Here is a 20032-nt window from a genome sequence, read left to right on the forward strand (position 1 = left end):
CTTACGCGCCGCGGGCCGGCCGCCTGTCGTGGAACCGCACGGTCTGCTCCGCCGGCGTCGCTGCCCCGACGAAGCGCACGGCCTCGTCCGCATACGATGCGTCGAGCGCGCGGTAGTCGTCGGCGCTCGGCCGCTCGGCGGCCACGTCGTCGTCGGCTGCATCCGGCGCGTCGGCCGGCGCGAGGCCGGCCAGCGGCAACAGCGCGCCGACGACGAAGCTGTAATGGCTGCCGCGCTGCGCGAGCTGGCCGGCCAGCGCGCGCAGGATCTCGCCGGTTTCGGCGAGCAGCTTGCGTGCGTCGGGCACCGGCAGCCGCGACAGGTATTCGAGGAACACGGGCAGGTAGTCGGGCAATTCGCCCGGGTTCAGGAACAGCCCGTGCCGCTCGTACATCTGCAGCAGGTCGACCATCGCCTGCCCGCGGTCGCGCGATTCGCCGTGCACGTGTTCGAACAGGTACAGCGACGTCGCGCGGCCACGGTCGAACAGCCCGACGTAGTTCTCCTGCAGCGTCAGCAGGTCGCGCTCGCGCACATAGGCAAAGAACCGGTCGAGGCCTGCGCGTACCGACTTCGGCACGCGGGTGCGGTCGCGCAGGTGCGCTTCGATCGAGTCGAGCGCGTCGACGAGCGATGCGTCGGGATAGTCGAGCAGCGCCGCGAGCGCCGCGTAGGTCGGATCGGATGCGGTGCTCGTCATCGGGAAGCCTCGTGGATCGGGATGGTCTTGTTGCCCTTCTTCGGGCTGAACAGGCTCGCTTCGGAACGGCCGTCCGAGCAGCCGTTGCCGAACGAGAAGCCACACGACGCGCGCAGGTCGTATGCGTTCTCCGCATACTCGCGGTGGGCGGTCGGGATCACGAAGCGATCCTCGTAGTTCGCGATCGCGAGATAGCGATACATCTCCTCGACCTGCGCGAGCGACAGCCCGACCTGGTCGAGCACGCCGCGCGCGTCGATGCCGTCCACGTGGCGCGCACGCATGAACGCACGCATCGCGAGCAGCCGTTCGAGCGCGAGCTTCACGGGCGCCTCGTCGCCGGCCGTCAGCAGGTTCGCCAGATAGCGCAGCGGGATGCGCAGCGATTCGACGTCCGGCAGGTAGCCGTTCATCCCGAGCGCGCCGCTGTTCGCGGCCGAGTTGATCGGCGACAGCGGCGGCACGTACCACACCATCGGCAGCGTCCGGTATTCCGGGTGCAGCGGGAATGCAATCTTCCAGTCGATCGCCATCTTGTAGGTCGGCGAACGCCGCGCGGCGTCGATCCACGCGGCCGGCACGCCGTCGCGCTCGGCCTGCGCGATCACGGCCGGATCGTCCGGATCGAGGAACAGCGACAGCTGGGCTTCGTACAGGTCCTTCTCGTTCTCCACGCTGGCCGCTTCGCCGATGCGATCGGCGTCGTACAGCAGCACGCCGAGATAGCGGATGCGGCCGACGCAGGTTTCCGAGCACACGGTCGGCTGGCCGGCCTCGATGCGCGGATAGCAGAAGATGCACTTCTCGGCCTTGCCGCTCTGCCAGTTGTAGTAGATCTTCTTGTACGGGCAGCCCGATACGCACATGCGCCAGCCGCGGCACTTGTCCTGGTCGATCAGCACGATGCCGTCCTCCTCGCGCTTGTAGATCGAGCCCGACGGGCACGACGCGACGCACGCCGGGTTCAGGCAGTGCTCGCACAGGCGCGGCAGGTACATCATGAAGGTGTTCTCGAACTGCCCGTAGATGTCCTTCTGCACGTTCTCGAAGTTGGTGTCCTTCGCGCGCTTCTCGAACTCGCCGCCGAGGATTTCCTCCCAGTTCGGCCCCCACTCGATCTTCTCGAGCCGCTGGCCGCTGATCACCGAGCGCGGCCGCGCGACCGGCATCGCGCGCGTGTTGCCGGCTTCCTGCAGGTGCGCGTAGTCGAACGTGAACGGCTCGTAGTAGTCGTCGATCTCGGGCAGATGCGGATTCGCGAAGATCTGCGCGAGCAGTCGCCACTTGCTGCCGAGGCGCGGCTCGATCTTGCCGTCCGCGCGCCGCCGCCAGCCGCCGCGCCAGCGGTCCTGGTTCTCCCAGTCCTTCGGATAGCCGATGCCCGGTTTCGTCTCGACGTTGTTGAACCACGCGTATTCCATCCCTTCGCGGCTCGTCCACACGTTCTTGCAGGTCACCGAGCAGGTATGGCATCCGATGCACTTGTCGAGGTTCAGCACCATCGCGATCTGTGCGCGTACCTTCATGACGTTTCTCCCGTGTCGATGGGAGTTGGCGCTTTGGCGCCTACTCCCGTCCCATGCAAGGCCCCTACCGCGTGCATTGCGGGATCGACCGCAGTCTCTTCGCCGTCGAGCCAGTCGATCTTGTTCATCCTGCGCACGATCAGGAACTCGTCGCGATTCGAGCCCACCGTGCCGTAGTAGTTGAAGCCGTACGCGAGCTGCGCGTAGCCGCCGATCATGTGGGTCGGCTTCAACGCGATGCGCGTGACCGAGTTGTGGATGCCGCCGCGCGTGCCGGTGATCTCGGAGCCCGGCGTGTTCACGATCTTCTCCTGCGCGTGGTACATCATCACCATCCCGGACGGGATCCGCTGGCTGACGACGGCCCGCGCACACAACGCGCCGTTCGAGTTGTAGCACTCGATCCAGTCGTTATCGACCGCGCCGATCGCCTTCGCGTCGTCCTCCGACATCCATACGATCGGGCCGCCGCGCGACAGCGTCAGCATCAGCAGGTTGTCCGTGTACGTGCTGTGGATCCCCCACTTCTGGTGCGGCGTCAGGAAGTTCAGCACACGTTCGGGGTTGCCGTTCGAGCGCGTGCCGAGCATGTGCGCGTAGCTGCCCGTATCGACCGGCGGCTTGTACGCGCACAGCGATTCGCCGAACGCGCGCATCCACGCGTGATCCTGGTACAACTGCTGGCGGCCGGTCATCGTGCGCCACGGCACCAGTTCGTGCACGTTCACGTAGCCGGCGTTGTACGACACGTGCTCGGATTCGATCCCGCTCCAGGTCGGCGACGAGATGATCTTGCGCGGCTGCGCCTGGATGTCGCGGAAACGGATCTTCTCGTCGGCGCGCGCGGCAGCGAGGTGCGTGTGGTCGACGCCCGTGATGCCGGACAGCGCGCGCCACGCCTTCACCGCCACTTCGCCGTTGGTCTCGGGCGCGAGCGCGAGGATCACCTCGGCCGCGTCGAGCGCCGTGTCGATGCGCGGGCGCCCTTGCGCGGCGCCGTCGGCGACCCTGTAGTTGAGCTCGCCGAGCAGCGTCACTTCGTCCTTCGTGTCCCAGCCGATGCCCTTGCCGCCGTTGCCGAGCGTGTCCATCAGCGGCCCGAGCGACGTGAAACGCGCATACGTATTCGGATAGTCGCGCTCGACGACGGTCACGGTCGGCATCGTCCGGCCCGGCACCGGTTCGCATTCGCCGCGCTTCCAGTCCTGCACGTCGAACGGCTGTGCCAGCTCGCCCGGCGTGTCGTGCGCGATCGGCGCGAGCACGACGTCGCGCTCGACGCCGAGATGCCCGTCGCACAATTCGGAGAAGCGCTTCGCGATCCCCTTGAAGATCTCCCAGTCGCTCTTCGATTCCCATGCGGGATCGACGGCCGCCGACAGCGGATGGATGAACGGGTGCATGTCGGACGTGTTCATGTCGTCCTTCTCGTACCAGGTCGCAGTCGGCAGCACGACGTCCGAGTACATGCAGGTCGTCGACATCCGGAAATCGAGCGTCACGAGCAGGTCGAGCTTGCCGCGCGGCGCTTCGTCGTGCCACGTCACTTCCTCGGGACGCGAGCCGCCGGTTGCACCGAGATCCTCGCCCTGCACGCCGTTGGTCGTGCCGAGCAGGTGCTTCAGGAAATACTCGTGACCCTTGCCCGACGAACCGAGCAGGTTCGAGCGCCACACGAACAGGTTGCGCGGGAAGTTGCCGGGCGCGTCGGGATCCTCGCTTGCCAGCTTCAGCGTGCCGGCCTTCAACTGCCGCGCGACATCGGCGCCCGCGTGCGCGGGATCGGCCAGCGCCGCCCCCACCTTCAGCGGATTCACCGACAGTTGCGGCGCGGACGGCAGCCAGCCCATCCGTTCCGCGCGCACGTTGTAGTCGATCGGCGCCCCATGGAACTGCGACTTGTCCGCGAGCGGCGACAGCAGCGTGGCCGGGTCCATCGGGTCGTAGCGCCACTGATCGGTGTGCGCGTAGAAGAACGACGTCGAATTCATCTGGCGCGGCGGGCGGCTCCAGTCGAGCGCACCGGACAATACCGTCCAGCCCGTCTGCGGCCGCAGCTTCTCCTGGCCCACGTAGTGCGACCAGCCGCCGCCCGGCTTGCCGATGCAGCCGCACATGATCAGCATGTTCATGATCGCGCGGTACGACATGTCCATGTGGAACCAGTGGTTGATCCCGGCGCCGATGATCACCATCGACTTGCCCTGCGTCTTGTGCGCGTTCTCCGCGAACTGCCGCGCAACCGAGATCACGTCCGCGCGCTTCACGCCGGTGATCGTTTCCTGCCATGCGGGTGTGTACGGCAGGTCGTCGTCGTAGCTCGCGGCGACGTCGCGGCCGCCGAGGCCCTGGTCGAGCCCGTAGTTCGCCACGAACAGGTCGTAGACGGTCGCGACCAGCATGTCGCCGTTGCGCGTCGCGATGCGCCGCACGCCGATCCGGCGCGACAGCTCGGACGCATGCTGCGTCGAGTTGAAGTGCGCGTGCGGCTGGTTGCCGAAGTACGGGAACAGCACGTCGACCACGTCGTCGTGCTCGGCCGTGCACGACAGCCGCGGTGACAGCGCCGCGCCCTTCGACGTCTCGCCGCGCAGGTTCCACTTGCCCTTGTCGGCGTCGTCCTGCTGCCCCCAGCGGAAGCCGACCGAGCCGACCGGCACGACGAACTCGCCGTTCGCGTCGTCGATCATCACGGTCTTCCAGTCCGGATGCGCGGCCTCGTCGAGCGCGTCGTCGAAGTCCGACGCGCGCACGAGGCGCTCGGGCACGTAGCCGTCGCCGTGCGGTACGAGGCGCACCAGGCATGGCATGTCGGTGTAGCGCTTGCAGTAGTCGGAGAAGTAGTCGCTCTTCCCGGCGAGATGAAATTCCTTGAGGATCACGTGGCCCATCGCGAGCGCGAGCGCCGCGTCGGTGCCCTGCTTCGGGTGCAGCCACAGATCGCCGAACTTCGCGCCTTCCGAGTAATCGGGGAACACCGACACGACCTTGGTGCCGCGATAACGCGCCTCGACGAGGAAGTGCGCGTCCGGCGTGCGCGTCTGCGGGACATTGGAGCCCCACATCATGATGAACGTCGAGTTGTACCAGTCGGCCGATTCCGGCACGTCGGTCTGTTCGCCCCAGGTCTGCGGCGACGCCGGCGGCAGGTCGCAATACCAGTCGTAAAAACTCAGGCACACGCCGCCGATCAGCGACAGGTAGCGCGAACCTGCCGCGTACGACACCATCGACATCGCGGGAATCGGCGAGAAGCCGACCACGCGATCGGGGCCGTGCCGCTCGACCGTGTGCACGTTGGCGGCCGCGACGATCTCGTTGACCTCGTCCCAGCTCGCGCGCACGAAGCCGCCGAGCCCGCGCCGGCTCTGGTACGAACGGCGCGCTTCATCGTCGTCGACGATCGAGCGCCATGCTTCGACGGGGCCGAGCGTGCGGCGGCGCTCGCGCCACAGCTTCACGAGCGCGCTGCGCACCATCGGATGCTTGAGGCGGTTCGCGCTGTACAGGTACCACGAGTAAGACGCGCCGCGCGAGCAGCCGCGCGGCTCGTGGTTCGGCATGTCGGGACGTGTGCGCGGATAGTCGGTCTGCTGGGTTTCCCAGGTGACGATCCCGCCTTTCACATAGACCTTCCACGAGCACGAACCCGTGCAGTTCACGCCGTGGGTGGAGCGGACGATCTTGTCGTGCTGCCAGCGCATCCGGTAACCGTCTTCCCATTTGCGGTCTTCGTCGGTGACGGCGCCGTGCCCGTCGGAAAAGCGTGGCCTGGTGGTGGAGAAATAACGCAATCTGTCCAGGAAATGGCTCATGGGGATCTCGTTTTTCCGGTCTTTTGGCAGACCCTGATTATTTAAGGAGGCGAAATACCGGTTGTAAAGGACGATCGAATGTCGATCATTTCGTCCTTCTCACCGTGATCGAACCCATTGTCAGGCGGATCAACATATCACGACTTGATACAAATCACGGAATCGTTCATCTATCCGCAACAGTGAAATCGAATGGGGATCGAGCGCGCGGCACGGCCTGTTATGCTGCGCACTGCATTCCCGCGTTGCCCGTCCGTTGCCGTCATGCATCCCGTGACGGCGGGCGGGCTCCGCATTGAATTGCACTGGACGATCCGATCCACCGCATCGGGATTCGCCAACCGCAGCCGGCCGTTCATCAAAGACCGCGCGGTTTGTTCAGTGCATTTCCGGCCGTCGGACCATCGCACCTTTACATACAAGAACCGAAATTTCATGACATCCCGACTTCTCGCCGCGCTCGTTGCCGCGGCCTTGAGCTGCACCGGCCTGCCCGTCGCCCACGCGCGCACCTACGTCGCGCCGACGGCGTCGCTCGGCAAAGGCGCCTACGTTCACCAGTTCGTGCTGCGCGACCCCGTCACGCAACAGCCGCTGCCGAACGCGCGCTACCGGCTGTTCCTGCCGGGCCAGGTCATCGCGGGGCTGCCCGTCAAGCCGGGCGAGCACGACAGCGTGATCTTCGGCACGACCGACGCGGCGGGCCGCACGATCCGGATCCGGCTGCCGAAATCGCATCCGCAGAAGCAGTGGGTGTTCAACCCGGTCGTCGGCGACGGCGACCTGGGCGAATCGTTCCGGCTGGTCGATCCGGGCGGCAAGGCGTCGCTCGGCCGTTTCCCGTACGTGCTGGACGTGGAGAACGAATATCTGGCATGCGGCTATTCGGACGCGAACGGCTACACCTACTACGCACAATCGCGCACGCCGCGGAACGTCAATCTTTACGTCGGCATGCTGGAAAAAGCGGCCGACACCGACTGGTGCGCGGGTCCGGGCCTGACCATCGCGAACAGCGCGAACGAACCCGGCACGCCGGACCTGTACACGCAGTACCTCGGCACGCTGGTCACCAACAGCGACCGGATCAGCGGCGAGTTGCGGCAGCAGATCGTCGCGAAGCTGCTGTCGCTCGCGATCGCCGAACGCGACGCAAGCCGCGTGGCTGCCGTGCTCGATCTCGACACGATTCCGGACGATCGCCTGAACGATATCGGCTACCGGCTCGTCGATGCGGGCGTGGAGGTCGATCGCGGGCTCGCAATGATCGACACACATCTCGCGAAGTCGCCCGACGATGCGTATGCGCTCGACAGCAAGGGCTGGGCGCTATATCGCCTCGGCCGCAACGACGAGGCGCTCACGTGGTTCGACCGCTCGATCGCGATCTTCGCGAAGGACGACGACGGCGACGCGCGCGAAGCCCATGCGACCGGGCTGACGCACAAGGGTGAAGTGCTGTGGAAACTGGGGCGCCGGGATGAAGCGCGCGATGCGTTCGCTCAGGCGCAGAAGCTTCAGCCGAAGAACGCGGAGCTGGCGGAAACGCTGAAGCGACTGGACGTGCAGGCGAGCCCGGACAGCGCGGCGGCGCCCGGTGCGAGCGGCACGTAATCTCGACGGAAGCGGTGATCGTCAGGGCAACGACGGTCACTGCTGACAGGGATCGTCACGGGACAGCATATAGACGTGCCCCGACGCGTTCGCCATCGCATGACCGTTGGCCACAAAGCGCTGCTTCGTGTTCGACATCATCGCAACGACGACTTTCGACTGATCGATGCCCGGCTGCCCCATCAGCTATGTTGTCGTTCTTCGAGCACGATAGTGCCTGCACGCGTTCCCTCAAGGAAAGACGCAGCCTCCCCGCGTCATTCCTCGCCTTTCGCGCCCGGATTGAGCATCACGACGAAGCCGGCCACACCGACGATCAATGCGATCGCGCCGCCACGCAGCGCCATCGCTTCGTCGAACAGCAGCCCCGTTACGACGGCCATCATCCCCACGAGCGACACGAACACGGCGATCGCCGCGACGACGATGCGGTACTGGCGGCGGATCATCGCTCGAACACCGCGTTACGCCGCAGCCGCGGCCGCCGCTTCGTCGGCATCGTCGCCGCGAATCAGCAGCACCGGGCACTTGGAGCCGCGCACGAAGCGCTCGGCGACGCTGCCGAGCAGCACGCGCCGGATCCCGCGCCGCCCGTGCGTGCCGACCACCGCGAGATCGATCCCGTGCTCCTTCACGTAGCGCTGCAGGCGCTCCGCGATGTCCTCGCCGATGCTCTCGGTCTCGACGAGTTCGGCTTCGCCTTTCGCGCCGGCCAGCGCGACGATCTGTTCGGCTTCACGCAGCACCTTGCGCCCGTCGTCGCGGATTTCCTCGACGAGCGCGTGCGGATCGAAACGTCCCGCGTACGTGAACAGCACCGACTTGTCGACCACATACACGACGCTGACGTGCGTGTCGCTCGCCAGCGCCACTTTCACGGCCTCGGCAAGCGCCTGTTTCGACGAAGCACTGCCGTCGACGGCCACCATGATCTTCTTGTACATGCGAACCTCGCTGGGGTGAACTGCCGCGCGCCCTGTCGCGCGCGGCCATGTCACCATCATCGGCCGACGGCGGGCCCGGATGTTGACGACGATCAAGCCGGCGGGCGTCCGGCCCGCGACCGGACGACGCACGCGCCGGGCACCGGGCGCCACGCATCGACGCCCGCGCCCGGCCCGTCATCGCGCGTGCGGCGCGCGGTACTTGTGCCGGTCGAACCCGCTGTCGCGCAACCAGGCACCGGCGACCGCGTCCACGTCCTGTCCGGCGAACGGCAGCACCGTGTCGGGCTGCGCACCGTGGCGATAGTTCGGCCCGGTGAACTCGGAATCCGCCGCATAACCGAAGTACGCGTTGCCGCTCCACACGATGTTCGCGTAGCTGCCTTGCGCATTCTTCGTCCGGTAGATCGCGCCGCTATCCGAAGCGTTGTAGAAGCGGTTGCCCGTCACCTGGAACGCGTTCGCATAGCTGAGGTTCTCGACGATCGGCGTCACCAGCCCCGGCGTACGCGTGATCACGACGTTGTCGCGCACGACGGAATCGGCCGATCCCGCCGCCGAGATGATCCGCCGCTTGTCGTTCAGGCTCAGGTTGTTTTCGACGATTGCCCCCGTCTCCTGCGCCGTGTGGCCCAGGCCGTCGGAACCGCATCCGCAGAACAGCATCAGCCCGCCGTCGTTGTCGTGGCTGAAGTTCGCAGCCACGCGCGTGTTGCGCGTGCCGAGATCCGCGTCGAACGCCATCCCGTCGCCGGCTTCGATGTTGTTCTGCAACCGCACGCCGTTGACTTCGTTGTACTGGAACAGCGCATCGTCGGTGTTGATCGCCCACGCGCCGGCGCTGTTGCCCGGTGCGCGCATCCAGATGTCGTACAGGTGGTTCGCCTCGACCTTCGGCGCGGTTGCCGTGCGCACGATGATGCCGTCGCCGCCGACGTTGTGGATCAGGTTGTTGCGCAGCACGACGCGCGTCATCGGGAAGTAGTCCGACGCCGCCTGCGTGGCCGGATTCGTCAGGTAGGCCGGATTGCCCTTGTACGGCGGATAGTCGCCGCACGGCGCACCGCCTTCGCGGCACATCCACGCGGAGCGCGTCGACAGTGCGACCGCATCGACGGCGTAGATTTCGCTGTTCTCGACCGCGATGTCGTCGAAGTTGGTCGGCTTCTCCTTCGTGCCGACGACTTCGTTGTCGCGCGTCACCTCGAACAGCATCCCGCCGGTCGTCTTGTACGAGCCGACCGTATTGCCGGCGACATCCTTCAGATAGCCGCGAACGTGATGCACGTACACGTCGTCGACATGGTAGTGGCTGCCCGTGCCGTAATCCTCGAGCCGCACGTACAGCCCGAGGCGGCCGCCGACGGTCGTCGCATCGTTGGTCAGTTCCAGCGAACGGATCTCCCAGTACTGCGTGTTGTACAGATAGATCGCCGCGCGGTTCACGGTCGGGTTGTCCGTCTTGCACAGCGAGTAATAGCCGCTGAATCCGTTGGGCGTCTTGTGCTGCTCGGTGATCGACTGGTCGGGGTCGGCCGTCGTATCCGCACAGCCGGCCGCGATGACGGGGCGCGATGCCTTCGGGTCGCCGTATGCATCGACGACGATCGGTGCGCCGGCCGCGCCGGTACTGCCCGGCGCGGGCGTAAAGCTGCCGTTGCAGGTGGTGCCGCGCTTGAAGCGCACGTGCGTGCCGGGTGCGAGTACGATCCGGTTCAGCGTCGCGAGATCGCGGATCGGATTGGCCGGGGTGCCGAGCGTCGCGGGCGATCCCGTTCCATTCGCGCCGAGCGAACAGTCGACGTGCAGCGTGCCGGGCGTCGCGCCGCCGGCCTGCCCGGCCACGGACGCGGCGGCAAGCTGCTGCCCCGCCACGCCGTCCGCCGATTCTCCACCGCCGCATGCGGCCAGCGCGCCGATCAGCGGCGCTGCGACAATCTTCCAGTGTTTCAAAGTCAGTCTCCCGAAATATTGCATTCGTGATCCGGCACCGGGTCGACCGCCGGTCGCTCCGCATGCCGTCCGCCCATTCCGGCAGCCGGTTCGTCCAGACGAACCGGCGCCCCCTCGCTTGCCGCGGGCAACAGCCCTGCCCGCTCGGCCAGCACCCACAAACCGGCCGCCGCCGCGCCGTCGATCGTGTCCACCGGCGGCCAGCCGAACAACGACGCCGCGTGCCGGTAACGCGAGCACAACGCGGCATCGCCAATCAGCATCGGTCGCGGCGCGCCGGCGCCTGCTTCGGCGCCCGGCCCGTCGCCTTCCGCGGCAAGCCCCGCAAGCTCATGCCCGATCAGCACGCCGGACAGGTAGTCGCGCTGCTCGGCGGCCGCCAGTTCGCCGGCCAGCAGCCGCGCGCGGCTGCCGAAGATCGTCGCGAGCAGCCCCGTCGCATGGCCCGCCTGCGCCGCGTGCACGCCGCGCTCGAATGCATCGCGCGCGAACGCGGCCGGCGGCCGCATCGTGCGGCCGAGCAGGCTGTGCGTGCACAGCAGCGCGTACAGCTCGCCGGTCATGAACGTGCGGAAGCGCTCGATGCGCGAGCCGCGCACGGCAACCCATTTCGAATGCGTGCCCGGCAACCCGATCCACCGGGCAGGCGCCGAGTCGTGCGCCGCGCCGCCCGCATGCAGCGCGCCGACGATCTGCGTCTCCTCGCCGCGCATCACGTTCGCGAGTTCGCCGCGCTGGATCAGCCCCGGCACGATGTGCACGATCGCGCCGCGCCGCGCGTGTACCGGCTGCAGCGACGCGCCGAGCCGCACCGCATCGATCGGCACGTCCGCGTACGGCGCCTCGCGCCAGCCCTGCGCACTGCCGACCATGCCGGCCGCGACGACCGGCAAGTCCGGCCACGCATCGAGCCACGCGCCGCAGACGCCCTCGAACGCGTCATCGCAAGCGTCGGCGATCGCAACGCCCGCGCCGCCGATCTGCATCACGCCTTTCGGCGCGGCGCGTTCGTCGAGCACGGTGCGCGCGTCCGCCATCAGGTACGCGCGCAGCGACGTGGTGCCCCAGTCGAGTGCGATCAGGCGTGGCAACGGCGATTGCCCGTTGGCACGTGGTGTTGCATCTTGCATAGGATTCCTCTGTTTGACGGTTGCGGCTCGCTGCGTGATTCGGCCTGGATCAGAAGAGCGTCTCGATCCCCGCATAGATGCCCGTCTGTCCGTGCCCCGGCATCGGCGACGCGCCCAGCCCGTTACCGTTGCCGAGCCCCGGCGACTGCGGGTTCACGCCCAGGTTCGCGTTCGCGCTGTTGAACACGTGCGCGGCCGTCGCATACAGGAACGTGCGCTTGGACAGGTCGTACATCGTGCCGAGCCCGATGATCGTCGAGCGCCCTTCGCCGCTGTGGTCGGCGGTCCACTGGCCCGCGTCGATCTTCATCGAATAGACGGCGCCCTGCAGATGCAGGAACGGCGTCGCGTCGTACGTCAGGCCGCCCCAGTAGTAGTTCGCGGTACGCGACAGGCCGGCCGGCGTATCGGGCGCGCTGTAGCGCGTATAGCCGAGTTGCACCAGCGCCGGGCCGAAGCGCTCGCGCACGCCGATGAACGCTTCCTGCGACGCGGTGAACAGGTTGTCCTCGCGGCCGTACTGGTTGCGGATCTCGTTCCAGATGGCGCGCACTTCGAAGTCGCCGTGCGTATAGGCCACCGTCGCGCCGTCGGACAGGCCCGTCGCGCCGACATTGTTCGGCGAGCCGCGCAGCCAGCCGTTCGAGCTGTTGCCGAGGTTCGCCTGCAGCGCGAACGAGAAGCCGCCGAACTTCGGCGATTCGTAGCGGATCCCGTTCGACAGCTTCGGGCCATTGCGGTACGACGTCAGCGATTCGACCGAGTAGTTCTCCTCGAGCAACGGATCGTACGACCAGATATAGCTGTTGATGAACGAGCCCTGCCCGAGCCTCAGGAAACCGTAACGCTCGTTCTTCAACCCGATCCACGCGCCGCGCTGGAACAGCACGCCGCCGCCGTAGTTGCCGTTCGCCGCATTGATCGACGACTCGAGCCAGAATACCGCCTGGTTGCCGCCGCCGAGATCCTCCTTGCCGGTGATGCCGAGGATGCTCGTCCCCCAGTCGTTGCCTTCCGAGAAGCGCGAACCGGTCGAATGCGGGCCGTTCTGCACGCCGCTCAGGTACTGCACGTCGCCGCCGACGCGCCCCCACACCGTGACGCTCGACTGAGCCTGCGCCACCGCCGGCACCGCCAGGGCCAGCGCCGCGATCCACCCGTACTGTCGCATCAAGATCTCCTCCTGCTTTTCGTTGACGTTTCGTCTGATTTGGGAAAACGCTTTCCCTCAACAGCAAAAAAATTTCGCGGCGGTTGTCGTGTGTCGTTTTCCGCTACGTTTCGAACGGAAGGCACGCGTGCTATGCTCGCGAAATGGGAAAGCGTTTTCATTGTCGGCGCGCGATTGCGCTTTTTCAAGAAAATTCTGGCCCCCCAAGGGATACTACCGAGTCCGGTCGCGCGGCACGCATGCGATGCCGCCGCACGGCCGCCGCCGCCGGCGCGCATGCTATGCTCGCCGGCAAAATGCACTGACACTCACTTTCATCGTGGCCAAGATCAACGAAGTCGCCGCCGCTGCCGGCGTCTCCATCGGAACCGTCTCGAAGTTCATCAACAAGACGAAGCGCTTCTCGCCGGACGTCGAGCGCCGCATCGCCGAGGCGATCGAGCAGCTCGGCTACGAGTCGAACCCGCTCGCGCGCTCGATGGCCACCGGCCAGACGGGTGCGGTCGGCGTCGTGATCCAGGACATTCTCAACCCGTACTTCACCGCGATGGTCAAGGGCGTGAACCGGATCGCGCAGCGCAACGATTTCGTCGTCCTGATCGTCGATGCCGACGAGAACCGCAAGGGCGAACGGCCGGCGCTGACGAAGCTGAGCCGGCGCGTCGACGGGCTGATCCTGAACACCAGCATGCCCGACGACGACCTGCGCTGGACCGCGAGCCTCGGCAAGCCGGTCGTCGCGGTCGGCTCCGCGCCGCGCGACGGCCTGCTCACGCTGTACTCCGATCCGGTCCGCGCGGGCGAGATGCTCGGGCAACACCTGTTGATGGAGAAATACCAGCGCTTTGCGTATATCAGCCTGCCGAACGCGCGCGGCGACGACGAGCGCCGCGCCGGCGCCGAGCAGGTGCTCGCGCGTGCCGGCCTGCCGCTGCGCACCTTCAGCGTGCCGCGCGCGACGGTGGCCGACGGCGAACGCGTGTGCGCGTCGGTGATGCTGTCGGCCGAGCCGCCCGACGCGGTGATCTGCTACAACGACATGATCGCGGCCGGCTTCATCAAGGAAGCCGAACGGCTCGGCATCTCGATCCCGCACGACGTCGCCGTGTGCGGCTTCGACAACCTCGAACTCGGCAAGCTCACGTCGCCCACGCTGACGTCGATCGACACCGAAACCGAGCGCGCGGGCGAGGTCGCGATGACGACGCTGCTCGACGCACTGGCCGGCAAGTCGCCCGATCCGCATACGATGCTCGATGCGCGGCTGGTCGTGCGCGAATCGACGGTGCGGCCGCGCGACGCGCGGCGCCGCTGACCGCCCGGCCGTTTGCCCGTTCAACGCGGCGTGGCCGCGACCGCGTCACCGAGCCATGCGTGCGCAACACGATGCTGTTCGAGCCCGGCGACACCCGGTCGTGTCTCGAACAGGCTGCCCGCGAGCGGCCCGCGCAACAGCCCGTCCGCGCTCACGTTGACCGACGCCGACGTGACGAACAGCGTCGCACGATCGGCGCCGCCGAACGCAACGCTGGTCGGCCGCTGCACCGGCATCTCGACAACCCTGTCGAGCGCGCCGTCGGGCGCATAGCGATGCAGCCGCCAGCCGTCCCAGACCGCCGACCACACGCCGCCTTGCGCATCGACCGCGAGCCCGTCCGGCACGCCGCGCGCGTCGTCGAACGTCGCGAACGGCCGCGCATTCGACAACTGCCCCGCAGCGACGTCGAAGTCGTACGCGAAGATCGTGCGGCGGCCGGAATCCGTCACGTACATCGTTGCGCCGTCCGGGCTCCAGCCCATTCCGTTCGCACAGGCGAAACCCGCGACCGCGACACGCGACGCACGCGCATGCTCGAAGCAATGCAGATCGCCGGGTCCGTCGCCGTCGTCGGCCATCGTGCCGACCCAGAAGCGGCCGCGCGCATCGACCGCGCCGTCGTTGTAGCGCAGCGACGGCCGCGCGTGCGCGGCGTCGGCCAGCCGTTCGAGCGTGCCGTGCGCGGGATCGAACAGGTGCAGGCCGCTCTTCAGCGCGACGAGCAGCCGCCCGTCGTCGACGCTTGCGACACAGCCGGCCAGCTCCGGCAGCAGCCAGAAGCCCGTCTGCCCGTGGCCGGGCGTGTAGCGGTAGAGCGCGGTGCGCTTGATGTCGATCCAGTAGAGCGACGCCGAGCGTTCGCACCAGAGCGGGCCCTCACCCAGGATCGCGTTCGCGCCCTGTACCAGTTTTACTGTCGTCATCGAAATTCTGTTTTTGTGCATGCGTTCGGCCGCCCGCCGGTGCGGCGGGCGGAACCTGCCGGGAGCCGGCCTTACAGCGCGCGGCCCGCGTCGTCGAAGAAGTGCGCGTGCCGCATGTCGACGCGCACACCGACCGGCTGCCCCGACGCAACCGCATACGCGTCGCGGTTCTGCCGCACCGACAGCGGCCGGTCGTGGCCCGCGAGTTCGACATAGACGATCGTCGCGTCGCCCAGATGCTCGGCGTGCGTGACGCGGCCGTCGAGCCCCGTGCCGGGCGCGCCGACCGTGAGGTTCTCCGGCCGGATCCCGAGCTGCAGCGAACCCGACGGCCACGTGCGCGACGCGTCCTGCGTCGCGGCGAGCGAGCCACCCGGCACGTCGAAGCGCGGCGCATCGGCGCCGCCCCGCGCGCGGCACGGCAGAAAGTTCATCGACGGCGAGCCGAGGAACGATGCGACGAAATGGTTCGCCGGTTGCTCGTACAGCGACAGCGGCGAGCCGACCTGCTCGATGCGCCCGCCGTTGAACACCGCGATCCGGTCGCCGAGCGTCATCGCCTCGACCTGGTCGTGCGTCACGTAGATCATCGTGCTGCCGAGCTCGCGATGCAGCCGCGCGAGTTCGAGCCGCATCCCGCCGCGCAGCGCCGCGTCGAGGTTCGACAGCGGTTCGTCGAACAGGAACACGCCCGGCTTGCGCACGATCGCGCGGCCGATCGCGACGCGCTGCCGCTGGCCGCCCGACAGCGCCTTCGGCTTGCGGTCGAGCAGCGCGGACAGCCGCAGCGCTTCGGCCGCCTGCCCGACACGCGTGCGCGTCTCCGCCGCGTCGACCCCCGCGAGCTTCAGCCCGAACGCCATGTTCTCGAACACCGTCATGTGCGGATACAGCGCGTAGTTCTGGAACACCATTGCGAGCCCGCGCTTCGCGGCCGGCACGTCGTTGACGCGGCGGCCGTCGATCAGCAGGTCGCCCGACGTGATCTCCTCGAGCCCCGCGAGCATCCGCAACATCGTCGACTTGCCGCAGCCCGACGGGCCGACGAACACCATGAATTCGCCGTCCTCGATGTCGAGGCTGACGTCCTTGATCACATCCGCGCCGTCGTCGTAACGCTTGCGGATCTGCTTGAGCGACACACTTGCCATGATTGCGTTTCTCCTCGTCCGTTCGTGCCGCTTACCATTCGGCAACCGAGCCATCCTCGCGGCGCCACACCGGGTTGCGCCAGCGGTGCCCGGTCGCGGCGGCTGCCCTCACCTTCTCCTCGTCGATCTCGACGCCGAGCCCCGGCGCATCCGGACGCGCCACGTAACCCGCGTCGAACGCGAACGGGATGCCGCGCGTGTACGCATACATCGCGTTGTCGTCGTGATAGGCCACATTGGTCGACTGCTCCTGGATGAACGCGTTCGGCGTGCAGAAATCGATCTGCAGCGACGCCGCGAGCGTCAGCGGGCCGAGCGGGCAATGCGGTGCGACCGCGACGTCGTACGCTTCGGCCATCGCCGCGATCTTGCGCAGCTCCCAGATACCGCCCGTATGACTCACGTCGGGCTGCACGATATCGACGACACCTTCCTGCAGCAGCGCCTTGAACTGCCAGCGCGTGAACAGCCGCTCGCCCGTCGCGAGCGGCACCGCGCAGTCGCGCGCGACTTCGCGCAGCGCGTCGTTGTGCTCGGGCAGCAGCAATTCCTCGTAGAACATCGGATCGAACGGCGCGAGCGCTTTCGCGAGCGCCTTCGCAACCGGGCGGCGCACGCGGCCGTGGAAGTCGATGCCGAGCCCCACTTCCTTGCCGATCGCGTCGCGTACCGTGCCGAAGCGTGCGACCGCGCGGTCGATCGCCGCCGGCGATTCGATCCAGTCGGTCGCGTTGACGACCCCCATCTTCAGCGCGGTATAGCCGGCCTCGACGAGCTGCCGCGCGTTCGCGGCCATCTCTTCGGGGGTGTCGCCCTTCACGTGCGCATAGACCCGCGCCTTGTCGCGCACGGGGCCGCCGAGCAGGTCGTAGACGGGCACGCCGAGCGCGCGCGCCTTGATGTCCCACAGCGCCTGCTCGATGCCCGAGATCGCGCTCGTCAGGATCGGGCCGCCGCGATAGAAGCCGCCGCGGTACATGACCTGGAACAGGTCCTCGATGTGGCGCGGATCGCGGCCGATCAGGTAGTCGGCGAGTTCGTGCACGGCCGCCGCGGTCGTGGCCGCGCGCCCTTCGACGATCGGCTCGCCCCAGCCGGCCAGCCCTTCGTCGGTGCTGACCTTGACGAACTGCCAGCGCGGCGCAACCGCGAATGTTTCGATTTCGGTGATCTTCATGTGGAGGAACGGGTCCGGTTGAACAGCAGTGCCGACATGCCGTTGTCGGCGACGAGATCGGCGCCGGCGATGCCGGTCGCCGCGTCCGACAGCAGGAACGCGGCGATCCGGCCGATATCGGCCGGCTCGTTGATGCGCTGCGCGGGATGCAGCGCGCGATACGCGTCGAGCAGCGCGGGATCGCGCTCGAGCGCCGCGCCGATCGGCGCGTTCAGCGTGAAGCCGGGGCTCAGCGTGTTGACACGGATGCGCTGCGGCGCGAGGCTCGTCGCCATCGCGCGCGACATCGCGACGATGCCGCCCTTGGTCGCCGCGTACATCTCGAAGCCCGGCACGCTCGCGCCCGCATGGTTCGACGCGATGTTGACGATCGCGCCGCCGCCGGCGCGAGCGATGCGCGGCGCCGCGAGCTGCGCGCACTGGAACATCGAGCGCAGGTTGGTGCGGTACAGGCGGTCGCAGTCGTCGAGCGAGAACGCATCGAACGGGCCGTGCAGCGTAACGCCCGCGTTGTTCACGAGCCCGTCGAGCCGGCCATGATGCGCGTCGACGCGCCCGAACAGCGCGACGACGCTCGCCGGATCCGCGACGTCGGTTTCGACGAACAGCGCGTCGCGGCCGCCGAGCCGTTCGCGCACCGCATCGGCGCGCGCGGCGTTCTTCTCCGCGACGACGACCTGCACGCCGCATTGCGCGAGCACTTCGACGATGCCGAGACCGATGCCGTCGCCGCCGCCGGTGACGACGATCACGCGGCCGTCGAGCGATTCGAATGGATTCATGATTTCACCCCTTGACCGCGCCGGCCGTGATGCCCGCGACGATCCTGCGCTGAAGAATGAAGAACAGCACGAGCAGCGGCAGCGTGCCCATCACCGCCGCCGGGAACAGCTTGGTCGGGTCGATGTCGTTGGTGCCGATGAAGCGGAACACCGCGACCGTGATCGTGAACTTCGACGAGTCGGTCAGGAACAACAGCGGATAGACGAGGTCGTTCCACACCGATAACGTGACGAACATCGCGAGCGTGCCGGTGATCGGCCGCAGCAGCGGCAGCACGATGTACCAGTACACCTGCAGCGGGCTGCAGCCGTCCATCACCGCCGCTTCTTCCAGTTCGAGCGGAATGCGCTTCAGGAAGCTCGTGTAGAAGAACACGCCGAGCGGCAGGCTCTGCACGGTGTACGCGAGCACGACGCCGAGATACGTATTGAGCAGGTGCAGGTCGCGGAACAGCACGTACAGCGGCGTCAGGCTGACGAACATCGGGATCGTCAGGCCGAGCGTCAGCACAATGTAGACCGCGGTCGACAGCCGGCCCTTCACGCGGGCCAGCGGATAGGCCGCGAGCGACGACAGCAGCGCGACGAGGAACGTGACCGCGAGCGTGATGCCGATCGTGTTCGCGACGCTGCGCCAGTAGTTCATCTCGGTGAACACGGCCACGTAGTTGCCGAAGAACACGTGATCGGGCAGCCCGAGCGGGCGCGCGATGATGTCGTCGCCGGTGCGCAGCGACATCAGCACCATGTAGATCGTCGGCAGCAGCACGATCGCGACGATCGCGATTGCGGCCACCAGCCGCGCGAAGCCCGGCACGCGGCGCAGCAGCGTGCCCGCGCGCAGCCCGCCGCCCGACGTGCCGGCGGACGGATGGTCCGCATGAAAGCGTTGGCGGATGACGTTCACAGGTTGTCCTCCCGGCGGCGCAGGATCGTGTTCTGGGTGGTCGCGACCACCACGACGATCGCGAGCATGATCATCGACAACGCGCTCGCGAAGCCGAACTTGTAGTCGTTGAACAGGCTGTGGAAAATTTGCAGCCCGAGCGTGGTCGTCGCGCCGTCGGGCCCGCCGTTGGTCAGCACGAGCGGCAGTTCGAAGGTCTTCAGCGTGCCGATCGTGCTCAGCGTGATGTTCACGGTGAAGGCCGGCGCGAGCAGCGGCAAGTCGATGCGCGTGAAGCGCACCCACGCGTTCGCGCCGTCGAGCTTCGCCGCGTCGTGCAGTTCCGACGGAATGTTCAGGTAGCCGGCCAGGAAGATCGCCGTCGAATAGCCGACGTACATCCACACGTGCACGGCCGTGACGGCCGGCAGCGTGACCGACGGATCGCCGAGCCATACCTGCTGCAACGCGTCCAGATGCACGAGATGCAGCAGCTCGTTGATGCCGCCGCCGAGGGGCGAGTACAGGTACTCCCACACGAACCCGGCGATCACCGCCGAGAACATGCTCGGCACGAGCAGCCCGACCCGCAGCGCGCCTCGCAGCCGCGGCAGCGAGAACAGCAGCGCCGCGAACAGCAACCCGAGCCCGTTCTGCACGATCACGACGATCGCCGCATACGCGAACGTGACGACGAGCGTATGCAGGCTCGCCGGATCGCGAAACGCGGCTGCGTAATTCGCGAGCCCGATCCAGTACGCATCGCCCACGCCGGAGAAATCCGTCAGGCTCATCCGCGCGGCCTTGAACAACGGATACAGGCTCAGCAGCGCGTACAGCGCGAGCGCCGGCACGGCGCACCACAGCAAGGTCCGGTTGCGCTTCATCGTGCGCCTCCTTCGTCGAACCGCGCCGCGCACCCTCGCGCGGCACGGGAAATGT

At 67.4% G+C, this 20032-nt stretch carries 17 protein-coding genes; 2 read left to right on the forward strand and 15 right to left on the reverse strand.

Going from position 1 to position 20032, the window contains the following annotated elements:
• Position 1: 1 nt before the first annotated feature.
• The 3 genes from narJ to ACWMMN_RS36285 are packed head-to-tail and all read right to left on the reverse strand — an operon-like array spanning position 2 to position 6041.
• Entirely contained in the window at positions 2-700 is a 699-nt protein-coding gene (gene narJ, locus ACWMMN_RS36275; RefSeq protein WP_486424222.1) for a nitrate reductase molybdenum cofactor assembly chaperone, read from the reverse strand.
• Complete coding sequence (gene narH / locus ACWMMN_RS36280) at positions 697-2226, reverse strand: nitrate reductase subunit beta (RefSeq protein WP_342706462.1); 1530 nt, start codon at positions 2224-2226, stop codon at positions 697-699. Before narH ends, narJ begins: the two co-directional genes overlap by 4 nt.
• Positions 2223-6041: a nitrate reductase subunit alpha gene (locus tag ACWMMN_RS36285; RefSeq protein ID WP_486424223.1), complete on the reverse strand. Its 3819-nt coding sequence runs from the start codon at positions 6039-6041 to the stop codon at positions 2223-2225. Before ACWMMN_RS36285 ends, narH begins: the two co-directional genes overlap by 4 nt.
• A gap of 435 nt (positions 6042-6476) precedes the next feature.
• On the opposite strand from ACWMMN_RS36285, the gene ACWMMN_RS36290 reads away from it, so the two are divergent.
• A complete protein-coding gene (locus ACWMMN_RS36290) occupies positions 6477-7655 on the forward strand; it encodes a tetratricopeptide repeat protein (protein ID WP_342706464.1) in 1179 nt (392 codons plus the stop codon).
• Positions 7656-7691: 36 nt separating this feature from the next.
• Here the strand turns inward: ACWMMN_RS36290 and ACWMMN_RS36295 are convergent, their stop codons facing one another.
• The 6 genes from ACWMMN_RS36295 to ACWMMN_RS36320 all read right to left on the reverse strand — a co-directional run bounded on the left by ACWMMN_RS36295 (position 7692) and on the right by ACWMMN_RS36320 (position 12853).
• A complete protein-coding gene (locus ACWMMN_RS36295) occupies positions 7692-7838 on the reverse strand; it encodes a hypothetical protein (RefSeq protein WP_340626134.1) in 147 nt (48 codons plus the stop codon).
• 74 nt (positions 7839-7912) lie between these two features.
• Complete coding sequence (locus ACWMMN_RS36300) at positions 7913-8104, reverse strand: DUF2964 family protein (protein ID WP_059242109.1); 192 nt, start codon at positions 8102-8104, stop codon at positions 7913-7915.
• Between the two features lie 15 nt (positions 8105-8119).
• The gene (locus ACWMMN_RS36305; protein WP_059242111.1) at positions 8120-8599 is read right to left on the reverse strand and encodes a universal stress protein; all 480 of its coding nucleotides are present in this window, start codon (positions 8597-8599) and stop codon (positions 8120-8122) included.
• A gap of 177 nt (positions 8600-8776) precedes the next feature.
• The gene (locus ACWMMN_RS36310) at positions 8777-10552 is read right to left on the reverse strand and encodes a right-handed parallel beta-helix repeat-containing protein (RefSeq protein WP_174994068.1); all 1776 of its coding nucleotides are present in this window, start codon (positions 10550-10552) and stop codon (positions 8777-8779) included.
• Between the two features lie 2 nt (positions 10553-10554).
• Positions 10555-11682, reverse strand: coding sequence for a 2-dehydro-3-deoxygalactonokinase (locus tag ACWMMN_RS36315; protein ID WP_486424224.1), 1128 nt, complete (start codon positions 11680-11682; stop codon positions 10555-10557).
• Between the two features lie 49 nt (positions 11683-11731).
• Positions 11732-12853: a porin gene (locus ACWMMN_RS36320; RefSeq protein WP_063805316.1), complete on the reverse strand. Its 1122-nt coding sequence runs from the start codon at positions 12851-12853 to the stop codon at positions 11732-11734.
• Positions 12854-13172: 319 nt separating this feature from the next.
• Here ACWMMN_RS36320 and ACWMMN_RS36325 point away from each other — a divergent pair, with 319 nt between their 5' ends.
• On the forward strand, positions 13173-14168 hold the full coding sequence (locus tag ACWMMN_RS36325) for a LacI family DNA-binding transcriptional regulator (protein WP_063805298.1): 996 nt from the start codon (positions 13173-13175) through the stop codon (positions 14166-14168).
• A 20-nt stretch (positions 14169-14188) separates the two neighbouring features.
• Here the strand turns inward: ACWMMN_RS36325 and ACWMMN_RS36330 are convergent, their stop codons facing one another.
• The 6 genes from ACWMMN_RS36330 to ACWMMN_RS36355 all read right to left on the reverse strand — a co-directional run bounded on the left by ACWMMN_RS36330 (position 14189) and on the right by ACWMMN_RS36355 (position 19977).
• Positions 14189-15094 (reverse strand): SMP-30/gluconolactonase/LRE family protein, encoded by a 906-nt coding sequence (locus ACWMMN_RS36330; protein WP_174994065.1) that lies wholly within the window; start codon positions 15092-15094, stop codon positions 14189-14191.
• A 71-nt stretch (positions 15095-15165) separates the two neighbouring features.
• Positions 15166-16245, reverse strand: coding sequence for an ABC transporter ATP-binding protein (locus tag ACWMMN_RS36335; RefSeq protein ID WP_174994064.1), 1080 nt, complete (start codon positions 16243-16245; stop codon positions 15166-15168).
• Positions 16246-16276: 31 nt separating this feature from the next.
• On the reverse strand, positions 16277-17422 hold the full coding sequence (dgoD, locus tag ACWMMN_RS36340) for a galactonate dehydratase (RefSeq protein WP_059242122.1): 1146 nt from the start codon (positions 17420-17422) through the stop codon (positions 16277-16279).
• A complete protein-coding gene (locus tag ACWMMN_RS36345; RefSeq protein ID WP_486424225.1) occupies positions 17419-18204 on the reverse strand; it encodes an SDR family NAD(P)-dependent oxidoreductase in 786 nt (261 codons plus the stop codon). Before ACWMMN_RS36345 ends, dgoD begins: the two co-directional genes overlap by 4 nt.
• Before the next feature lie 4 nt (positions 18205-18208).
• Positions 18209-19111, reverse strand: coding sequence for a carbohydrate ABC transporter permease (locus tag ACWMMN_RS36350; protein WP_174994062.1), 903 nt, complete (start codon positions 19109-19111; stop codon positions 18209-18211).
• Positions 19108-19977 (reverse strand): carbohydrate ABC transporter permease, encoded by an 870-nt coding sequence (locus ACWMMN_RS36355; RefSeq protein WP_059242128.1) that lies wholly within the window; start codon positions 19975-19977, stop codon positions 19108-19110. The genes ACWMMN_RS36350 and ACWMMN_RS36355 overlap by 4 nt, the downstream gene beginning before the upstream one ends.
• Positions 19978-20032 lie beyond the last annotated feature (55 nt).

This window comes from Burkholderia cepacia complex sp. TUM26381 (assembly GCF_057439935.1).